The organism is Microbacterium sp. Leaf320 (assembly GCF_001423485.1).
Classification (GTDB): domain Bacteria; phylum Actinomycetota; class Actinomycetes; order Actinomycetales; family Microbacteriaceae; genus Microbacterium.
Genome location: NZ_LMOD01000003.1, coordinates 472,483 through 490,567 on the forward strand (window position 1 = coordinate 472,483; position 18,085 = coordinate 490,567).

17 protein-coding genes are annotated in these 18,085 nt (G+C 66.9%); 1 reads left to right on the forward strand and 16 read right to left on the reverse strand.

Annotated elements, in window-relative coordinates:
* Nucleotides 1–90: 90 nt before the first annotated feature.
* The 14 genes from tuf to ASF63_RS12300 form a co-directional block, all read right to left on the reverse strand.
* Nucleotides 91–1,281: an elongation factor Tu gene (gene tuf, locus ASF63_RS12240; protein ID WP_056514176.1), complete on the reverse strand. Its 1,191-nt coding sequence runs from the start codon at nt 1,279–1,281 to the stop codon at nt 91–93.
* A 148-nt stretch (nt 1,282–1,429) separates the two neighbouring features.
* Nucleotides 1,430–3,547 carry an elongation factor G gene (gene fusA / locus ASF63_RS12245; protein WP_056514179.1) on the reverse strand — a complete coding sequence of 706 codons (2,118 nt, stop codon included), beginning with the start codon at nt 3,545–3,547 and terminating at the stop codon, nt 1,430–1,432.
* Between the two features lie 85 nt (nt 3,548–3,632).
* Nucleotides 3,633–4,103, reverse strand: coding sequence for a 30S ribosomal protein S7 (gene rpsG / locus ASF63_RS12250; protein WP_056117669.1), 471 nt, complete (start codon nt 4,101–4,103; stop codon nt 3,633–3,635).
* 5 nt (nt 4,104–4,108) lie between these two features.
* A complete protein-coding gene (gene rpsL / locus ASF63_RS12255; RefSeq protein ID WP_056223944.1) occupies nt 4,109–4,477 on the reverse strand; it encodes a 30S ribosomal protein S12 in 369 nt (122 codons plus the stop codon).
* Nucleotides 4,478–4,699: 222 nt separating this feature from the next.
* Nucleotides 4,700–8,476, reverse strand: coding sequence for an SCO7613 C-terminal domain-containing membrane protein (locus ASF63_RS12260; protein ID WP_056514182.1), 3,777 nt, complete (start codon nt 8,474–8,476; stop codon nt 4,700–4,702).
* Nucleotides 8,476–8,694 carry a helix-turn-helix domain-containing protein gene (locus tag ASF63_RS12265; protein ID WP_056514185.1) on the reverse strand — a complete coding sequence of 73 codons (219 nt, stop codon included), beginning with the start codon at nt 8,692–8,694 and terminating at the stop codon, nt 8,476–8,478. Before ASF63_RS12265 ends, ASF63_RS12260 begins: the two co-directional genes overlap by 1 nt.
* Nucleotides 8,694–9,170 carry a DUF2975 domain-containing protein gene (locus ASF63_RS12270; RefSeq protein WP_056514188.1) on the reverse strand — a complete coding sequence of 159 codons (477 nt, stop codon included), beginning with the start codon at nt 9,168–9,170 and terminating at the stop codon, nt 8,694–8,696. The genes ASF63_RS12265 and ASF63_RS12270 overlap by 1 nt, the downstream gene beginning before the upstream one ends.
* A 136-nt stretch (nt 9,171–9,306) precedes the next feature.
* Nucleotides 9,307–9,954: a hypothetical protein gene (locus ASF63_RS12275; protein ID WP_056514192.1), complete on the reverse strand. Its 648-nt coding sequence runs from the start codon at nt 9,952–9,954 to the stop codon at nt 9,307–9,309.
* 60 nt (nt 9,955–10,014) lie between these two features.
* Nucleotides 10,015–10,506, reverse strand: a complete 492-nt coding sequence (locus tag ASF63_RS12280; RefSeq protein WP_235560782.1) for a hypothetical protein — start codon at nt 10,504–10,506, stop codon at nt 10,015–10,017.
* Nucleotides 10,507–10,514: 8 nt separating this feature from the next.
* On the reverse strand, nt 10,515–11,537 hold the full coding sequence (locus ASF63_RS12285; protein ID WP_056514197.1) for a hypothetical protein: 1,023 nt from the start codon (nt 11,535–11,537) through the stop codon (nt 10,515–10,517).
* A gap of 131 nt (nt 11,538–11,668) precedes the next feature.
* Nucleotides 11,669–11,821 carry a hypothetical protein gene (locus tag ASF63_RS19345; protein WP_200934017.1) on the reverse strand — a complete coding sequence of 51 codons (153 nt, stop codon included), beginning with the start codon at nt 11,819–11,821 and terminating at the stop codon, nt 11,669–11,671.
* Between the two features lie 62 nt (nt 11,822–11,883).
* Complete coding sequence (locus tag ASF63_RS12290) at nt 11,884–12,807, reverse strand: sugar ABC transporter permease (protein WP_056514200.1); 924 nt, start codon at nt 12,805–12,807, stop codon at nt 11,884–11,886.
* Nucleotide 12,808: 1 nt separating this feature from the next.
* A complete protein-coding gene (gene malF / locus ASF63_RS12295; protein ID WP_056514202.1) occupies nt 12,809–14,413 on the reverse strand; it encodes a maltose ABC transporter permease MalF in 1,605 nt (534 codons plus the stop codon).
* A gap of 66 nt (nt 14,414–14,479) precedes the next feature.
* The gene (locus ASF63_RS12300) at nt 14,480–15,691 is read right to left on the reverse strand and encodes a maltose ABC transporter substrate-binding protein (protein WP_056514204.1); all 1,212 of its coding nucleotides are present in this window, start codon (nt 15,689–15,691) and stop codon (nt 14,480–14,482) included.
* 186 nt (nt 15,692–15,877) lie between these two features.
* Between ASF63_RS12300 and ASF63_RS12305 the strand changes: the two genes are divergently transcribed.
* The gene (locus ASF63_RS12305; RefSeq protein ID WP_056514207.1) at nt 15,878–16,366 is read left to right on the forward strand and encodes a YajQ family cyclic di-GMP-binding protein; all 489 of its coding nucleotides are present in this window, start codon (nt 15,878–15,880) and stop codon (nt 16,364–16,366) included.
* Nucleotides 16,367–16,389: 23 nt separating this feature from the next.
* Here ASF63_RS12305 and ASF63_RS12310 read toward each other — a convergent pair whose 3' ends face one another.
* Together ASF63_RS12310 and ASF63_RS12315 are read right to left on the reverse strand one after the other, a co-directional pair.
* Nucleotides 16,390–17,514: a tyrosine-type recombinase/integrase gene (locus ASF63_RS12310; RefSeq protein ID WP_056514210.1), complete on the reverse strand. Its 1,125-nt coding sequence runs from the start codon at nt 17,512–17,514 to the stop codon at nt 16,390–16,392.
* The gene (locus ASF63_RS12315) at nt 17,501–18,064 is read right to left on the reverse strand and encodes a helix-turn-helix transcriptional regulator (protein ID WP_162238884.1); all 564 of its coding nucleotides are present in this window, start codon (nt 18,062–18,064) and stop codon (nt 17,501–17,503) included. Before ASF63_RS12315 ends, ASF63_RS12310 begins: the two co-directional genes overlap by 14 nt.
* Nucleotides 18,065–18,085 lie beyond the last annotated feature (21 nt).

Below are 18,085 nucleotides of genomic sequence, written 5' to 3' on the forward strand. Positions count from 1 at the left end.
ATTCAACGACATACATCGGCGTGGCGTTTCGGGGGACGACAAAAGGGGCCGGACCCGAAGGTCCGACCCCTGTTGTCAGGAAGCAGATGCTTACTTGATGATCTTCGTGACCGTACCGGCGCCGACGGTGCGTCCACCCTCACGGATGGCGAAGCCGAGGCCCTCCTCCATGGCGATCGGCTGGATCAGCTCGACCGTCACGTCGGTGGTGTCGCCGGGCATGACCATCTCGGTGCCCTCGGGCAGCGTGATGACGCCGGTGACGTCGGTGGTGCGGAAGTAGAACTGCGGGCGGTAGTTCGTGTAGAAGGGGTTGTGACGCCCACCCTCATCCTTGGACAGGATGTACGCGGTGCCCGCGAAGTCGGTGTGCGGCGTGACCGAACCCGGCTTGACGATGACCTGACCGCGCTCGACGTCCTCACGCTTCGTGCCACGGAGCAGGAGACCGCAGTTCTCGCCGGCCCATGCCTCGTCGAGCTGCTTGTGGAACATCTCGATACCCGTGACCGTGGTCTTGACGGTCGGACGCAGTCCGACGATCTCGACCTCGGAGTTGATGGCCAGCGTGCCACGCTCGGCGCGGCCGGTGACGACGGTTCCACGACCGGTGATCGTGAAGACGTCCTCGACGGGCATCAGGAACGGCTTGTCCTTGTCGCGCACGGGGTCGGGGACGTTGTTGTCGACGGCCTCCATGAGGTCGAGGATGGACTGGGTCCACTTCTCGTCACCCTCGAGTGCCTTCAGAGCGGAGACGCGGACGACAGGAGCGTCCTCGGCGAAGCCCTGCGAGGCGAGCAGCTCGGAGACCTCGAGCTCGACGAGCTCCAGGATCTCCTCGTCGTCGACCATGTCGCTCTTGTTCAGCGCGACCAGTAGGTACGGCACGCCGACCTGCTTGGCGAGCAGCACATGCTCACGCGTCTGAGCCATCGGGCCGTCGGTGGCGGCGACCACGAGGATCGCGCCGTCCATCTGAGCAGCACCGGTGATCATGTTCTTGACGTAGTCGGCGTGGCCGGGTGCGTCGACGTGCGCGTAGTGGCGCTTCGGGGTCTCGTACTCGATGTGCGAGATGTTGATGGTGATTCCACGCTGGCGCTCTTCCGGCGCCGAGTCGATGGAAGCGAAGTCGCGCTGCACGTTCGTGTCGGAGGGGTACTTGTCAGCAAGCACCTTCGAGATCGCTGCGGAGAGCGTGGTCTTGCCGTGGTCGACGTGACCGATCGTTCCGATGTTGACGTGCGGCTTGGTCCGCTCGAACTTGGCCTTAGCCACTTGGTCCTCCTCAGGACGTCGTGTAGAGGTCACCGGGCACTGGATTGCGACCGGATCTCTACGGGTTAGGTTCTCAGTTTAGTAGAGAGGGAATGTGAAGTTGTAGGGGACCTGGGAGCCGGGCCGGAACCCGGCTCCCAGGAAGTTGTTACTCGCCGCCCTGGTGCTTCTGGACGATCTCGTCCGCCACAGCGCGGGGAACCTCAGCGTAGCTGTTGAACTCCATCGAGTAGACGGCGCGACCCGAGGTCTTCGAGCGCAGGTCGCCGATGTATCCGAACATCTCGGACAGCGGGACGTGTGCACGGACGACCTTGACGCCTGCGGCGTCCTCCATCGACTGGATCTGGCCGCGACGCGAGTTCAGGTCACCGATGACGTCGCCCATGTACTCCTCGGGAGTACGCACCTCGACCGCCATGAGCGGCTCGAGGAGCGCCGGGCTCGCCCGACGCAGGGCTTCCTTCATGCCCATCGATCCTGCGATCTTGAACGCCATCTCCGAAGAGTCGACGTCGTGGGCCGCACCATCGACGATCGTCGCCTTGACGCCGACGATCGGGTAGCCGGCGAGCACGCCGACGTTCATCGCGTCCTGGAAGCCGGCATCGATCGAGCCGATGTACTCGCGCGGGATGCGACCACCGGTGACCGCGTTGACGAACTCGTACGTCTTCTCGTCGTCGAGGTCGAGCGGCTCGATGTTGAACTGGATCTTCGCGAACTGACCCGATCCACCCGTCTGCTTCTTGTGCGTGTAGTCGTACTTCTCGACGCCCTTGCGGATCGTCTCGCGGTACGCCACCTGCGGCTTGCCGACGTTGGCCTCGACGTTGAACTCGCGCTTCATGCGGTCGACGAGGATGTCGAGGTGCAGCTCGCCCATGCCCTTGATGGTCGTCTGACCGGTCTCGGGGTTGAGCTCCGTGCGGAAGGTCGGGTCCTCCTCAGCGAGCTTCTGGATGGCGACACCCAGCTTCTCCTGGTCGGCCTTGGTCTTCGGCTCGATCGCGACCTCGATGACGGGCTCGGGGAACGTCATCGACTCGAGGACGACCGGCGAGGCCGGGTCGGTCAGGGTGTCACCGGTGGTGGTGTCCTTCAGACCGATGACCGCGTAGATGTTGCCCGCGGTGACCGAGGGAACAGGGATCTCCTTGTTGGCGTGCATCTGGAAGATTTTCCCGATGCGCTCCTTCTTGCCCTTGGTCGAGTTGATGACCGCGGCACCGGAGTCGAGCTGACCCGAGTAGACGCGCACGTAGGTGAGGCGACCGAAGAACGGGTGCACTGCGACCTTGAACGCGAGAGCTGCGAACGGGTCCTTGGCGTCGGGGTGACGCTCGATGATCGTGTCGTAGTCCTTGGGGTCGTGCGCCTCGATCGAGCCCACGTCGAGCGGGTTCGGGAGGTAGTCGACGACCGCGTCGAGCATCGGCTGGACGCCACGGTTCTTGAACGCGGAACCGCAGAGGACCGGGTAGATCTCGGAAGCCACGGTGAGCTTGCGGATCGCGCCCTTGATCTCGGCGACGGTCAGCTCTTCGCCACCGAAGAACTTCTCGAGCAGAGCGTCGTCGGTCTCGGCGACGGTCTCGAGGAGCTGCTGACGGTACTCGTCCGCCTTCTCCTTGAGGTCGGCCGGGATCTCCTGGATCTCGTAGGAGGCGCCCATGGTGACGTCACCCTTGGAGTCACCCGCCCACACGAGCGCACGCATCTCGACGAGGTCGATGACGCCGATGAAGTCGTTCTCCGCACCGATGGGCAGCTGGATGACCAGCGGCTTGGCGCCCAGGCGGTTGATGATGGTGTCGACGGTGAAGTAGAAGTCCGCGCCGAGCTTGTCCATCTTGTTGACGAAGCAGATGCGGGGGACGTTGTACTTGTCGGCCTGACGCCACACGGTCTCGGACTGGGGCTCGACGCCCTCCTTGCCGTCGAACACGGCGACGGCACCGTCGAGGACGCGGAGCGAACGCTCCACCTCGACCGTGAAGTCCACGTGACCGGGGGTGTCGATGATGTTGATCTGGTTCTTGTTCCAGTAGCAGGTCACGGCGGCAGACGTGATCGTGATGCCGCGCTCCTTCTCCTGCTCCATCCAGTCGGTGGTCGATGCACCGTCGTGGGTCTCGCCGAGCTTGTGGTTGACGCCCGTGTAGAACAGGATGCGCTCGGTCGTGGTGGTCTTGCCAGCATCGATGTGAGCCATGATGCCGATGTTCCGAACCTTGCTCAGGTCGGTGAGCACGTCTTGTGCCACAGGAGTGTCCTTATCTTTTGTGCAGTCGTACTGCGAAGAGGGGGGTGCCCGCCCCCGATGTGTGATCGGGGGCGGGCGAAGCTGTTTACCAGCGGTAGTGAGCGAACGCGCGGTTCGACTCGGCCATCTTGTGCGTGTCCTCGCGGCGCTTGACCGCTGCGCCGAGACCGTTCGACGCGTCGAGGATCTCGTTCTGGAGACGCTCGGTCATCGTCTTCTCACGACGACCCTTGGCGTAGCTGACGAGCCAGCGAAGCGCGAGGGTGTTCGCGCGGTGCGGCTTGACCTCGACCGGAACCTGGTAGGTCGAGCCACCGACGCGGCGGCTCTTGACCTCGAGAGTCGGGCGCACGTTGTCGAGCGCCTTCTTCAGAGTGGCGACGGCGTCCTGACCGTTCTTCGCCTCGACGCCCTTGAGGGCGGTGTAGACGATCGACTCGGCGAGCGACTTCTTGCCGTCGACCAGGATCTTGTTGACCAGCTGGCTGACGATCGGAGCGCCGTATACCGGGTCGTTGACGACGGGACGCTTGGGGGCGGGACCCTTACGAGGCATTGGACTCAGCCCTTCTTCGCGCCGTAGCGGCTGCGAGCCTGCTTACGGTTCTTGACGGCCTGGGTGTCCAGGGCGCCGCGGACGATCTTGTAACGGACACCGGGGAGGTCCTTGACACGGCCTCCACGCACGAGCACGAGCGAGTGCTCCTGCAGGTTGTGGCCCTCGCCGGGAATGTAGGCGGTGACCTCGGAGCCGTTGCGGAGCTTCACACGAGCGACCTTGCGCATCGCCGAGTTCGGCTTCTTCGGGGTGGTGGTGTAGACGCGGGTGCAGACCCCGGCCTGCTGCGGGTTCGACTTGAGTGCGGGCGCCTTGGTCTTGGTGACCTTGGGCGAGCGACCCTTGCGAACCAACTGCTGAATGGTTGGCACGTTCTCTCCTCATAATGCTGCACGGTGACAGCGTGATGGGTTTCACATCATGACCCACCGGCACGCCGGAACCGGCGAGCTTTTGTGGTGGTGGGTATGCCGTGGGGGCGGACCGGCATGGTGCCGACGCCCAGCGCACACGTCGAGACGTGCACACACCTGATCAAGTGTAATGCCACGTAACGTGACGGTCAAATGAGCGTCGGCCTCCGCACCGCACGGTCAGCGCAGATCCCGCATCCGCGCCGCGACTCCACCGCCCTCCCCCGTCCGGCGCTCCGCGGTCACCGCGATGATGAGGAGCACCGCTCCCATCACCGCGAGTGTGATCCACCAGGGCATCGACTCGACACCGCGGCCGATCTGCACCGAGAAGACGAAGACGTTCTCGATCGGCAGCACGATGAGTCCGAGCAGGAACGGGGCGGCGAGGCGGTTGCGAGAGCCGATGAGGATCGCGGCCAGAGCGAGCACCATCACCAGGATCGCCCGCCAGGTGAGCGGATCCGTGAAGGTCGAGACGATCGACGCGATCATCATCGTGACGATCCCCGGCGCGAGCAGCGCCCACGAGCCGCTCCACCGTGCGGGCCAGCTGTTCAGCGTGCCGCGCTCTCCCGTGCCTTCCTCGTCGGCCCGCCGCATGGCGAGCGCACCGGCGACCAGCAGGAAGGCGCCCAGCGGCAGCGAGAACCACTCGACCCGCAGATCACGCGGGCTCCACGCCACGACGGCGGTGACGAAGGCTATCGCGAAGAGGAACCACACGGGCGGGGCGGTCGTCACCCGCACGCTCACCCTGCGTGCGGTCACGACCGTCGCGATCAGGTAGCCGAGCATCAGCACCCACATCGGCCAGATCGAGAGCCAGTCCCGCTCGATCGCGGTCCAGGTGCCGGCTGCGAGCGCGAGGGCGGCGGGCGCCCCCAGCCAACGCGTTCTCCGCAGCGCGGAGTCGACGCCGGCCGAGGCGCGGAGGGCCCGGGCGGCGAACGCGAGCACCACGGCGCCCACCGCGCTCACGCCGAGGCAGGCCACGAAGAGGCCCAGCCCCTGCAGCTGCGCGAAGTCCCAGCCCAGTCCGATGCGGACGCCCTGGAGCGGTCCGACCACTGCCGCGAGGCCCGCAGCGATCAGGGTCGGGATGCGCAGCACACGGAGCCTGTGCAGCCGGGATCCGGGCCGGGTGCGGCGCATCAGAGCCTCGAGCGCGAGCAGCACCCCGGAACCGGCGAGGAGCCCTCCGACTCGCCACGTGACACCCGTCTGCCCGGAGGCGTCGGGTTCGATGAGCGCGACGAGCGCGAGGATCGGCCCGATCGCGATGAGCAGCCCTGCGCCATACAGGGCGGTCGCCCGACCGCCGCGGACCGTGACGAGCACGGCCACGAACGCGGCGCCGAGGGAGGGCGGGAGCAGATACGCCTCGAGGAGGTCGACACCTGTGATCCCCCAGACGCACCACAGTGCCCCGGTGAACGACGCGCCCGCAACAGCCCAGGCATATCGGCGACGTGCGAACAGCGCGGCGGCGACGCCGCCGATCCCGATCACGAGGAGCACGATCAGCGCGGTGCCGAGGCCCGCCGCCTCGCGACCGACCGCGAGGCCCGTGGCGATGAGCCCGGTGAGCAGTGCCGAGCATTCGATCGCGACTCGCGCCGCATCGGCCGTCGCCGCCGCGTGCCCCCTCGCGACGAGCGCGTCGCGGATGGAGGACGACGCCGCGAGGGCGAGGGCGACGAGCACCGCGACGATCGGGAGAGCGACCGGTGACCCGCTCGAGGCGAGCAGCTGGGCCCCGAGACAGACCACGACGACCGCGAGGGTCGGCACGAGCATCCCCGCTGCCGCTGTGCGCACCAGGCGCGTGAGTCCGGGGCGGCGCGTGAGCAGCAGCGTCAGGGCGAGGACGAACATCAGACCGGTGGAGAGCGCGGTCCAGCCGCTGCGTTCCTCGACGACCTGCAGGACGCCGATTCCGAAGGGCACCGCGGAGACGACGAGGATCGCCTGCCATGACCGCGCACCGATGCGCGGAAGATACGTGGCCGAGATCGCGACGAGCAGACCCGCGGATGCCGTCAGGCAGAGCTGCGCGATGCTGCCGACCCCGCCCTCGGCCAGCGCCGTCGCGACGAGGATCAGCCCGTAGGCGAAGCCCGCGCCGACCGAGAGGAAGCGCAGTCGGATCGGACGCACGGCCGCGAGGGCGCCCAGCGCGATCAGCGTCGCGATGCCCGCGAGAGGGACGGCGGATACGTCGCGCCAGGCGACGATCACCGAGGCGACGAGAGCGAGATAGGCACCGATGAGCAGGAGGGGCACGATGCCTCTGCCCGCGGTGCGCTCCGGCATGCGCGCCATCGCCACGGCGACCGCGACGACTGCACCCGCGAGGACGGCGACAGCGGCGGGCAGCACCAGCAGTCCGCTGCAGCCGAGGACGAGAACCGCGAGCACACCGGATGCGAGGGAGATCCGCGCGGCGGGCACGGAGAGCGCGCGGATGCCGTCCCGCTCGCGGGCGAGGCCGCCGAAGACGGCGAGACCGACGCAGACGGCCGCGAGACCGAGCGGGGTTCCCGCACCGGCGAACCCGAATGCCTCGACACCGTCGACGCGCCGGAGGAAGCCGGTGACGGTGGTCCCGCCGGTGATCACGGCGTCGGCGAGCAGGGCGAGGGTCGGCACGGCGAGCACCGACAGTGCTCCCCCGGCGACATGTCCGCGCGGCACCCGCGCAGGAAGAGGCACCACGGCGCCGATCAGCACGAGCGCGACGGCGGCCACCGCGGGGATGATCGCGAAGTACCACGAGATCGAGAGCTCCCGGATGACGGGGACGGCATACACGAGCAGAACGATCGCCGCCGAACCCGTCGCTCCCGCGACGTAGGCCCAGAGGGGGCGGAGCATCCGCCGAGCCGCGATCACGGCATGCACCGCGATCAGCGCGAGCATCCCGCTCACGGCGAGCAGCGACGCGGTCTCGCTCCCGAGATCGATTCGCCAGACGAGCACGAGTGCGCTCGCACTCGAGATCAGCTGCACGGCGACGAGGGTGACGCGCTCGACGATCGGTGGCCGGAGGAACTCGACGATGGCGGCTCCGGCGAGGGCGACGCCGATCGCGCCCGCCACGCCCGAGATCGAGGTCGCCCCCGCCGCGCCCAGCATCGCGGGGGTGAGCGCCAGCGTGACCGTCGCCGTCCACTGCCAGACCCTGATGCCGCGTTGCGTGCCGGCACCGAGCATCACGATCGCGGCGACGGCGGAGACGACGGCTGCCGTGAGCCAGGGGTCGACCCCGGGCGCTGCGAGCTGCGCGACCGCGTGCACGTCGAGCCCAGCGAACACCAGCCCGAGACCGCCGACCGCCTCGGCGGAGAACCGCAGGCCACGACGGGAGAGCAACCAGGCTCCGCCGAGGAACAGGAGAGTGATGAGCCCGACGATCACGCTGCGCAGGGCGCGATCGGCGAGGTCGGGGTTGAAGTACGTGAACACGATCGCGGCCACGGCGAACAGGCCGGCACCGGCGGTCGCGAGGACCGACTGGAGCGTCGCACTGCTCTGCGGGGACGCCGGGGTCCTCCCACCGCTGCCTGCTGTCGGAGGGGGCGGCGGGGGCTGCGACTCGGACGTTGCCGCGGTACGCGCCGTCTCCGGCACGGCGACGGACACCGGGACGGATGCCGATGCAGCCGCCGAAGCACCTCTCGAGGCAGCTGCCACGGGGAGGCGGGTGACGAGCGGGACACGGGTGAGCGTCTCGTCGCGAGTGCGGATCGCCGCGGCGGCCGCGAGCGACGCCTCCCACACCTCGGTGCCGATCGGGCCGCGAAGGTCCGCGCCGCATCTCGCGCAGCATCCGCCGTCCAGCATCCCGCGGCAGAGGGGGCAGCTCGTGTGGTCGAGGATCTGCAGGGCGAGGACCTCACCCCAGGTCTCCGACGGCGAGCTCGGGGTGGACGGGGTCACGGACGTGGTGGTCATCACCGCTCCTCGGTGTCGGGGACCCAGCGCAGGATGTCGCCCGGCTGGCATTCGAGCACGCGGCAGATCGCCTCGAGCGTCGTGAAGCGCACCGCCTTGGCTCTGCCGTTCTTGAGCACGGCGACGTTCGCTGGAGTGATCCCGATGGCATCCGCGAAGTCCTGCACGCTCATTTTCTTGATGGCGAGCTGCACGTCGAGGTCGATGACGATCGGCATCAGACGACCTCCGACATGTCCTGCTCGAGCTCGAGGGCCTTGCGCAGAAGTCCCCGCAGCACCACCACGAGCAGCGCGAGGGCGGCGCTCACGACGATCCCCAGCACGGCCAGGAGCGACAGCGACAGCGACACCGCGCGGCTGCCGACGATCACGATGTAGGAGACGAGGATGATCGCCCCCGCGGCGATCAGGGCGCCGAGGATGATGTCGACATAGCGGAACGCCTCGACTCGGAAGATGCGCCCTTCCTGCACGAGAGACAGCAGGAACCAGATGCACACCAGAGTCACCTCGATCAGGGCGATGAACACCACGGCGCCGATGATCCCGGGGACCTCGAGCTGCGCGACGTCGGGGTTACGGATCGCGGTGATGCGCGCGACCTCGGGGATGACCAGGGTCTGACTGGCCAGCAGAAGCGCGAGCAGGAGGATGATCAGCGCCTTGAGGACGCGCGAGACACGAGGATGCATGAATGGCCCTATCGATCGCCAATGGGTATCTATCGAAAAACGATACCCTTGACCACGCAGCGTCGCCACTCCCGCGTCGACCTCTCAGCGGATGTGCAGGCAGCCTGGCGGCCTCACCCAGGGGAAGCGGGCTCGCCTACGGCAGGTCGGGGTCGAACGGCGAGTCGAGCGAGTCGGTCAGCTCCGCGAGCAGCGCCTCGATCTGGGGCTCGACATGCTGCGAGATCGCCGCCTGGATGTGGATGCGGTGACGGAGCAGGATGCTGCAGATCTCGCGCCCCACCATGTTGGCGTACTCGTCGGCGAGAGCGACCTCTTGCCGCAGCGCCGCCTTCGCCTCATCGCTCAGCGGTGGAAGGGGAGGAAGATCCGCTGTCGCGTCGTCGGCCATGCCTGCGATCGTGAACAGGAACGGTGCGCCGGGAATCGGCTCCGGGTCCAGCGGCAGGCCGTCGAACTCGGGGTCGAGCCCGTCGGCGGGCCGGTAGCTGCGCGCCCTGTTGCGCGCGGCCTGCTGGTCGAGTTCGCGCTGCAGCATCGGCAGGTTCCGGGCCGTGTACTCGGCGACGGCGTGGTCGACGAGGGTCTTGATCCTCGTCGAGAGTCCGTGCTGCACGCCGTGCGGCGTGTTCGAGCCGATGCCGGCCGCCGACAGGATGGGCGAACCCAGACAGCGTCGGCAGGGCGCGACTCGTCCTCGATGGGTGGCCGGCTCCCACCGAGGCACCCAGCGCAGCCAGGCCTCGACGGCCTGGTCGACCTGCGTCTCCAACGAGCGCTCCACACCTAGAGCGTACGGCGCACACGGCGCGCAGGCGGCGATTTCCGCCATGACGGCGGGGCGTCATTCCTCGTCTTCGCGCTCCCAGGGCCACTGCGGATGCTGCGCTCGAGTGCGGCGGAGAGCGATGCCGCCCCAGGCTGCGATGGCGGCGGCGAGGCCGAGCACCGCGCTCGCTCCCCCCGTCACGAGAGCGCCCGCCACGGCCGTTGCCACGATGAGATCGCCCCGCGCCATCGCCGCACCCATCCACACGGCGACCAGATGCGCCAGCGCCGTCGCGATCGCGATGCCGGGAACGGCGAGGAAAGACGGGCGCGGTCGCCGCAGTGCGCCCCACAGCGACAGCGCGAAGACGAGCACGGCGGCGATCATGCCGACCACCCCCGGCACCGGTCCGAGACCAGGGACGGAGATGATGTCGGTGTCGGTCGCGATGCTCACCGCACCCAGGCCGAAGACGGCGAGCGCGAAGAACCCCACCGCCGCGAGCACCAGCGCCAAGACGGCCGAAACCCCCGCGGACTCGGGTCCACGGGGGTTCGACGATGACATGTTCGTGACTACCTCGACAGCGTCGGGCCGGCCTCGAGCGTGCGCTCGTACTCGCGCTGCGCCTCGGCGTTCAGCTCGGTCTTGCGGGCTCCGCTGCGGGCGACCCAGGCACCGAACCAGATCGTCAGCTCGCGAGCGAACACGAACGCGGCGATCGCCAGGGGGTGGAAGAGCTGTGCGCCGACGAGGTCGTTGCCCTCGCTCGCACTGAGCAGCCAGAAAGGCGCCTCGAAGAGAGCCCCGAGGATGTGACCGCCGTAGGCGATCAGACCGACGATGATGCCGAACACCACCCAGAGGCCCCAGCGACCGCGGTTGATGAACGCGCCGAGCAGCCAGAAGCCGAGGAAGAACACCACGACGGGGACCCAGTAGCCCCAGGTGGTGAGCGGTGCGAGCGCCGCCTCGGCGATGTTCTCACCCGTGACGTCGCCGGCGAAGGCGCCGAGTCCGAGCGTGGCGCCGAGATACAGGATCGCGAAGGCGACGGTGGCCAGCAGGCCGATGGCGCCTGCCGTGCCGCGGTTGCCGCGCTCGCGAGGCGGCTCGGGAGCCTGCACGAAGATCGGCTGCTGCTGCAGGGGCGGAGCGATGACGGGCTCGGCGACCGCGGGCTCGGACGGGACGATGCGCGTCTGGGTGTCGTCGACCGATGAGTACGCGGCACCGGCCAGGGCCGACTGCTCGTGCGCCACGGGAGGCGTGTACGCCGCGGTGGCGTCGGCATCCGTGTTCCACGACGTCGTCTTGACGTCCTGCTCGTCATCCAGGTACTTGGGGTCGTTCAGCTCCGGCGTCGCGAAGGTGCCGGGGTGGTCGTTCTCGGCCGCTTCGAACGCGGCGAGGTCGGGGTCGACGGCGGGTGTCGTCGTCGCGGCCGACTTCTGGTCAGCAGGGTCGGTGGTGTCGGCGGGCGTGCCGGAGACACCTGCACCCGCTGCGGCGGCGGCGTCGAGTCCAGCGTTCGCGCTGTCGACGACGTCGTTGACGTCCTTCGGCCGCTCGGGCTGTGGAACCTCGGGGTCACTCATGGGGTGCGCCTCTCATCGGATGTGTGCTCTGCGAGGTTACCGCCGCCCCCGCGCCCGCTGACGGAGGCGTGCCGACGTGTCGCCCACCCCGTCTCCGTGCGGATCTCCGCGTTCCCGGTGGCGCCTGCGAGTCAGGGCAGCGTCGACCGAAGAGTGTCTCCGACGAAGGAGGCCACCGCGGGCATGATCGGGATCGCGAACCAGATCAGAGCGCTCACGACACCCGCGCACAGCACTCCGGCGATCCAGCTGATCGCCACGTTGCGCCCCGCGACCCGTGCCATGCCTCCACGCTACGACCGGCGGATGCCACCACCGTGTCGCAACGCCGAGGAGCGTGCGCCGATCAGCCCTTCGTCGCCCCGGCAGTGAGCCCGCCGACGATGTAGCGCTGCAGGAACAGGAAGAGAATCATCACCGGGATGGCGGCCATCACAGCTCCCGCCGAGAACGCCGACCAGTCCGCATAGCGCGGGTTCGCCACGAGCTTGGTGAGGCCGACGACCAGCGTCTGCTGCTCGACGTCGACTAGCATGACGCTCGCGATGACGTACTCGTTGACCGTGCCGATGAACGACAGCAGCGCGACGACCGCGAGGATCGGCGCCACGAGCGGCAGGATCATCGTGAAGAAGATGCGCGCGTGACCGGCGCCGTCGATGCGCGCCGCCTCGTCGAGCTCCATCGGCAGAGTGTTGAAGAAGCCGTACATCAGGTAGGTGTTCACGCCCAGCGCGCCGCCGAGGTACACCAGGATCAGACCGGTGTGCGTGTTGAGGCCGATGGCGGGGAACCAATCGCCCAGCGTCGACATCAGCAGGAAGATCGCGACGACCGCGAGCAGCTGCGGGAACATCTGCACGACCACGATCGTGACGAGTCCGATGCGACGGCCTGCGAAACGCATGCGCGAGAAGGCATATGCCGCGAGCGCCCCGATGAACACGGTCACAGCTCCCGTGACGACGGCGATGAGCAGCGTGTTCAGGAACCACAGTCCGTAGGGATTCTGCGGATCGCTGAGGATGCGCACGTAGCTGTCGAATCCGAACGCGGAGAACAGCTGGTTGGATCCCGTCAGCGTTCCGCGCGGGTTCAGCGATGCCGACACGACGTACAGCAGGGGGAAGAGGGCGAACGCGCTGACGACGATGGCGACGACGTGGCGCCATCCGGTGTCGGCGAACCAGGCGCCGAAGGAGCGACGTCGGGGTGCGAGGCTGCGCTCGACGGAGGTGGAACGAGAGGTCCTGATATCCGTGGTGCTCATGTCAGTTCAGCTCCTCGAGGGCCTTGGTCTTGCGGAAGCTGATGATCGAGATCGTCGCAACCACGATGAAGATCAGGATGGTGAACGCGGAGGCCAGGCCGTAGTCGCGTGACTGCCCCGTGAAGGCCACCTTGTAGACCATCGAGATCAGGATGTCGGTGTGTCCGACCGGGATGCTCACGTCGTCGAACCGGGGCCCGCCCTTGGTCAGCATGTAGATCAGGTTGAAGTTGTTGAAGTTGAAGGCGAACGACGAGATCAGCAGCGGAGCCACGGTCACGAGCAGCAGAGGCAGCTTGATGCGGCGGAAGACCTGCCACGGGTTCGCGCCATCCATCACGGCCGCCTCGTTCACGTCTTCCGGGATCCCCTGCAGGGCACCCATGCAGACGAGGAACATGTACGGGAACCCGAGCCAGAGGTTGACCAGGAGCACCGATACCTTCGCGAGGGTCGGGTCGGTGAGCCAAGGGATGTCCGCTCCCCCGAAGATCACCTGGTTGATGAATCCGAAGCTCTCGTTCATCATCCCGGCCCAGACGAGGGCGGAGAGGAACGCCGGGAAGGCGTACGGGAGGATCAGGATGATCCGGTAGCCGTTGCGGAACCGCATCCGCGTGTTGTTGAACACCAGAGCGAGCAGCAACCCGAGGAAGAACGTCGTCGCGACCGACAGCAGGGCGAACACGAAGGTCCAGATGGTCACCGAGATGAGAGGACCGCGGATGGACTCGTCGGCGACCGCGCGCACGAAGTTGTCGAACCCGACGGTCGTCTGCCAGCCGGGCAGCAGCGCCTCGCCGTCCTCGGCGGTGAACGCCCCCTCGCCGGTGTCGGTGTAGACCGCACCGGTCGTCGTGTCGGTGATGGTGTCGGCATCGGCGTCGTACTCGAGGGTCGAGACGTACAGATAGCCCTTCTGCCCGTCGGGGGCGCGCAGGCTGCCGTCGTTCGGGTCGTCGCTGAACGGCACCGAGAGCTTCTCGAGCTGCTCGGACAGGGTGAAGACCTTCGCGAGCGGGAGCGTCGTCCACCCGTCGACGGCGACGGCCTGATCGCCCTCGAAATCGGCGTCGACCTCCTGCAGGGGCTGCTCGGCCGTGCCGAGCAGCGCGTCGCCGGAATCAGGATCCGTCACGAGCAGGCCGTAGGTGCCGAACTGCTCGACGACCGTGACGGGGTAGGTGGCGGAATCCTCGACCCGCTCCTGGGCGGAGGCGAGGAGCGAGGAGATCGCCTGATCCTTCGTGCCGTTGTGCCCGGTGCCGTAATTCGTGAAGCCGATGTACCCCGTGTAGAGCAGCGTGAACACCTGGAAGACGATCAGGAAGATGATCCCGGGCGTCAGGTACTTCGCCGGCACCCGCTTGCGCGAGAAGTAGATGTAGTTGACCAGCACGGTGACGGCGACGACGAGGCCGAGCACCAGCCACTCCTGCTGGCCGAAGAGCACGAATGCCGCATAGAGCGCGATCGCGTCGACGACCGCCAGCAGCAGGATCTTGAGCAGCATCCAGCCGATGGGCCCGGATGCGGCCTCGGCGATCTTCGCCGCCTGGCGCTGGCGCTTGTTCAGTGGAGCCGTGGGCTCAGCGAGTTCTGTCATCTCGTCCCCGTCGTCGAGCTGCCGGGGCGGACGATGTCCGCCCCGGCAGGGATGGTGCTGGGTGTGTTACTTGATCGCCGTGGTGACGTCGTCGACGAGCTTCTGCCACGTCGATGCCGGGTCGGAGCCGTTGATGATCGCAGCCTCCGCGACGCCCCAGAACTCCCACACGGCGCCCATCGCCGGGATGGCGGGCATCGGCACCGCGTCGGCACCGACGGCCTGGAAGCCGGCGATGATCGGGTCGGATGCGGCGGAGTCAGCGGCGGCCGTGAGCGCGGGCAGGACATTGCCGGCCTTGAACAGCTCGAGCTGCACCTCTTCGGTGCCGATGTAGTTCACGAGGAAGTCGTTCGCAGCGACCTTGTTCTTCGACTCGGAGCTCACGAAGAAGCCCTTCACGCCGGCGAACGGCGAAGCGGTCTCGCCCGTGGGGCTCGGGACCGGGTCGATCGCGACGTTGATGCCCGCTTCGGTGGCTGCGCCGACGTTCCACGGGCCCGTCAGCCAGAAGGCCGCGGTGCCGTCGAGGAACTGCTGCTTGGCGATCTCGCCGTCGATGTCGGTGTTCAGCGTGCCTGCTGCACCTTGCGCTGCGAGCCAGTCGGCGAACGCCGTGCCACCCGCGCTGCCGAGCTGCAGGTCTGCGGAGTCGTAGCTGCCGGAGTCGTCGGTGCCGAAGACCGGAGCACCGAATGCCGTCTGGAACGGGTACAGGTGGTACGGGTTGCCCTCGGCGCCCTGCTCGACGACGAATGCGCCCTTCGAGACCATGTCGTCGAAGCTGGTCGCGGCCTCGGGAACCATGTCGGCGTTGCGCAGCACGGCGATGTTCTCGACGGCGTAGGGAAGCATGTAGACGGTGCCGTCGTACGTCGCCGCCTGGAGGGCGACGGGAAGATAGTCGGCCGACGAGTCGCCGAGCTCGAGGGGCGCCACGACGCCGTTGGTCGACAGCTCGCCCAGCCAGTCATGCGCGCCCATGACCACATCAGGGCCCTTGCCGGTCGGCACCTGCTGGATGAAGTCGTCCTTCATGTCGTCGACAGACTTGCCGACGAGCTCGACCTTGACCCCTGTCTTCTCCTCGTAGGAGTCTGCGGCACTCTGCAGCGCATCGACGCGCTCGGCGTCGACCCAGACGGTCAAGGTTCCGCTGCTCTCGCCGTCGGACGACGAGTCGCCGCCGTCGGTGCCGGTCGAGCAACCGGCAAGGGTAAGAGTCGAAACGAGCGCGATGGCTCCGGCGGCAACGATGCCCCTCTTGTTCACCTTCATTGGTGTGTGCCTCTCTGAATGCTGTGACCTGCAGGACTGCAAGCGCTTACAGTATGCATCGAAGTCGATGTGATTCGCAACGAAGGAACGCGTTGATACCAAGCTGTGACCGGAGCTGTGCGACTACGGCGCAGTGGAAACGCTTCCAAACACGCGGTAGAACAGCGGTGTCGATACACTTTGGGTATGGCTGACAGTTCCTTTGACATCGTCTCGAAAGTGGATCACCAGGAGGCCGAGAACGCCCTCAACCAGGCGCGCAAGGAGATCGAGCAGCGCTACGACTTCAAGGGCACCGGCTCCTCCATCGCCTGGAGTGGCGAGCAGATCCTGATCATCGCCGGCACAGAGGAGCGGGCGAAGGCCGTTCTCGACGTCTTCCAGTCGAAGCTCATCAAGCGGGGCATCTCGCTCAAGAGCCTCGAATCCGGCGAGCCGTTCGCGAGCGGCAAGGAGTTCCGCATCGTCTCGACCCTCAAGGACGGCATCTCCTCGGAGAACGCGAAGAAGATCAACAAGCTCATCCGCGACGAGGGGCCCAAGGGCGTGAAGAGCCAGATCCAGGGTGACGAACTGCGCGTGCAGTCCAAGAGCCGTGACGATCTGCAGTCGGTGATCGCGTTGCTCAAGGGCGCCGACCTCGACCTCGATCTGCAGTTCATCAACTACCGGTAAGCAGCCCTTGTGACCTGGGGTTTCTAGCTTGGAGTCCGCGAGGAGTCCGCAGAACCTAGAACCTGCCCCATGAATGTGGCCGTCGCGGAGCGCGTCTTGTCCTCCGCTGACGGCCACAGGTGGCTGTAGACGTTGAGCGTGATCGACGGCTGAGAGTGGCCGAGGGCGCGCTGCACGGTGACGACGTCGCAGCCTGAGGCGATCAGGTTCGATGCGAACGTGTGGCGCAGCGTGTGGATAGTCACGTCCTCTGACAGCCCGAGCTTCCGGCGGATGCGGCGCCACTCCTCACCGGCACTATTGCGGTTGTACAGGTGCCCCAGGGGGGTGCGGAACAGGAACACATCGCGTTCCCGGGAACACGATGTCCCATAGCTTGTGTTCCCGGGAACGGACGCTATGGGGTCGATCATGTCGACGAGCTCGAGAGGCACGAAGACTTCACGCTCGGAGCCCGCCTTCGGTGGGGTGATCGTCGTCGTAGGGATCGACGTTCCCTGTACCTGCCGGCGTACGGAGATCGTGCTGGCGTCTCGGTTCACGTCACCGACCTGCAGACCAGCCGCTTCGCCGAGCCGCAGCCCAGCGAAGACGCACGCAGCGACAAACGGCCGGAAGTCCCCCGCGGCCTCGAGTGCCGCGTTCACCTGCTCAGCAGTGAGGATCTTCATCGTCGCTTCACGCTTGCGGATGCGAGGTGTCTTTACACGCGACGCCGGATTGCGAGAGATCACCTGGTTGTCGACAGCAGCCCGGAACGCCATCTGCACATAGTTGAGGCGAGTTCGGATAGTTGATGCCGCCAGGCCCCGCTCAGACTCCTTCGTAACCCAGGTCTGCAAGTCTCCGTGCTTGACGTCGCGTATGGCCTTCTGCCGCCACGAGACCGACTCAACAGCCGTCGCTACCGCCGTCTTCGTGCCGTCAGTCCAGACCTGCATCTCGACCCAGCGGGAAACCCACTCATCCCACGTCGCACGGCCAGCGCCAGGATCAGCCCACTGGCCGGTAACGATCGAAGCTGTCTGCTCGTCAAGCCATCGCTGCGCTGCACGCTTCGTCTTCTCGTGCTTGGTGTGTTCCTTGCCGTTCTGATCCCGGTAGCGGGCTCGCCAAACACCGTTCGGGCGTTGCTTAATCGAGGCCATGCTCGCTGGCCAACTCACGAATGCGCTGCGCGTCGGTATACAAGAGCTCTGTCGAGTCCCGGTCGCGGTTGCTATCCCTAGCGACCTCCACGGCCCAAAGCGCCACCGCCGCGCTGGGGAACACGAACCCCTTCAGGAGCCGAACCTCCTGTTCGGCGATCTCTCGTTCTGCGCCTTCGAAAGACGCGGGAAACTCTTGGAAGTCGCGGACACTTTGCACCCCCTGCTCATAGCGAGACAACGAGCGGGCGACATCGAGAAGGAGCTTCTCCATCACTCGCTGCAAGTTTCGCGACTCGTTCTGTAGCTCCGCGATCTCGGTGTCCTGCACCATCATGGCGATGCTCGAGCCGAGGATCTCGGCAAGGACTCTTGCCTCACCCAGGCGAATCGGGCGTTCGCCTTTCTCTGTCCGACTCACTGTCGTCTGCGAGTAGGTTTCGAACCCTCGCTCGGCCATCCGGCGGGCCAGCTCGCTCTGACTCATGTCGGCATCGGCGCGTAGCTCTGCCATTCGACGGATGAAGTTCGCTTCGTCGTCTCTTTCCATAGAGGAATGCTCCCACATTCC

Excerpts from the sequence above, each read along its gene's own strand:
- malF (WP_056514202.1), bottom strand. The coding sequence starts at position 14,413 with ATGACAGAACTCGCTGAGCCCACGGCTCCACTGAACAAGCGCCAGCGC.
- ASF63_RS12315 (WP_162238884.1), bottom strand. The coding sequence starts at position 18,064 with ATGGAAAGAGACGACGAAGCGAACTTCATCCGTCGAATGGCAGAGCTA.
- ASF63_RS12270 (WP_056514188.1), bottom strand. The coding sequence starts at position 9,170 with ATGCATCCTCGTGTCTCGCGCGTCCTCAAGGCGCTGATCATCCTCCTG.
- ASF63_RS12265 (WP_056514185.1), bottom strand. The coding sequence starts at position 8,694 with ATGCCGATCGTCATCGACCTCGACGTGCAGCTCGCCATCAAGAAAATG.
- ASF63_RS12290 (WP_056514200.1), bottom strand. The coding sequence starts at position 12,807 with ATGAGCACCACGGATATCAGGACCTCTCGTTCCACCTCCGTCGAGCGC.
- ASF63_RS12285 (WP_056514197.1), bottom strand. The coding sequence starts at position 11,537 with ATGAGTGACCCCGAGGTTCCACAGCCCGAGCGGCCGAAGGACGTCAAC.
- ASF63_RS12260 (WP_056514182.1), bottom strand. The coding sequence starts at position 8,476 with ATGACCACCACGTCCGTGACCCCGTCCACCCCGAGCTCGCCGTCGGAG.
- ASF63_RS12280 (WP_235560782.1), bottom strand. The coding sequence starts at position 10,506 with ATGTCATCGTCGAACCCCCGTGGACCCGAGTCCGCGGGGGTTTCGGCC.
- ASF63_RS12310 (WP_056514210.1), bottom strand. The coding sequence starts at position 17,514 with ATGGCCTCGATTAAGCAACGCCCGAACGGTGTTTGGCGAGCCCGCTAC.
- rpsG (WP_056117669.1), bottom strand. The coding sequence starts at position 4,103 with ATGCCTCGTAAGGGTCCCGCCCCCAAGCGTCCCGTCGTCAACGACCCG.
- ASF63_RS12300 (WP_056514204.1), bottom strand. The coding sequence starts at position 15,691 with ATGAAGGTGAACAAGAGGGGCATCGTTGCCGCCGGAGCCATCGCGCTC.
- ASF63_RS19345 (WP_200934017.1), bottom strand. The coding sequence starts at position 11,821 with ATGGCACGGGTCGCGGGGCGCAACGTGGCGATCAGCTGGATCGCCGGA.
- ASF63_RS12305 (WP_056514207.1), top strand. The coding sequence starts at position 15,878 with ATGGCTGACAGTTCCTTTGACATCGTCTCGAAAGTGGATCACCAGGAG.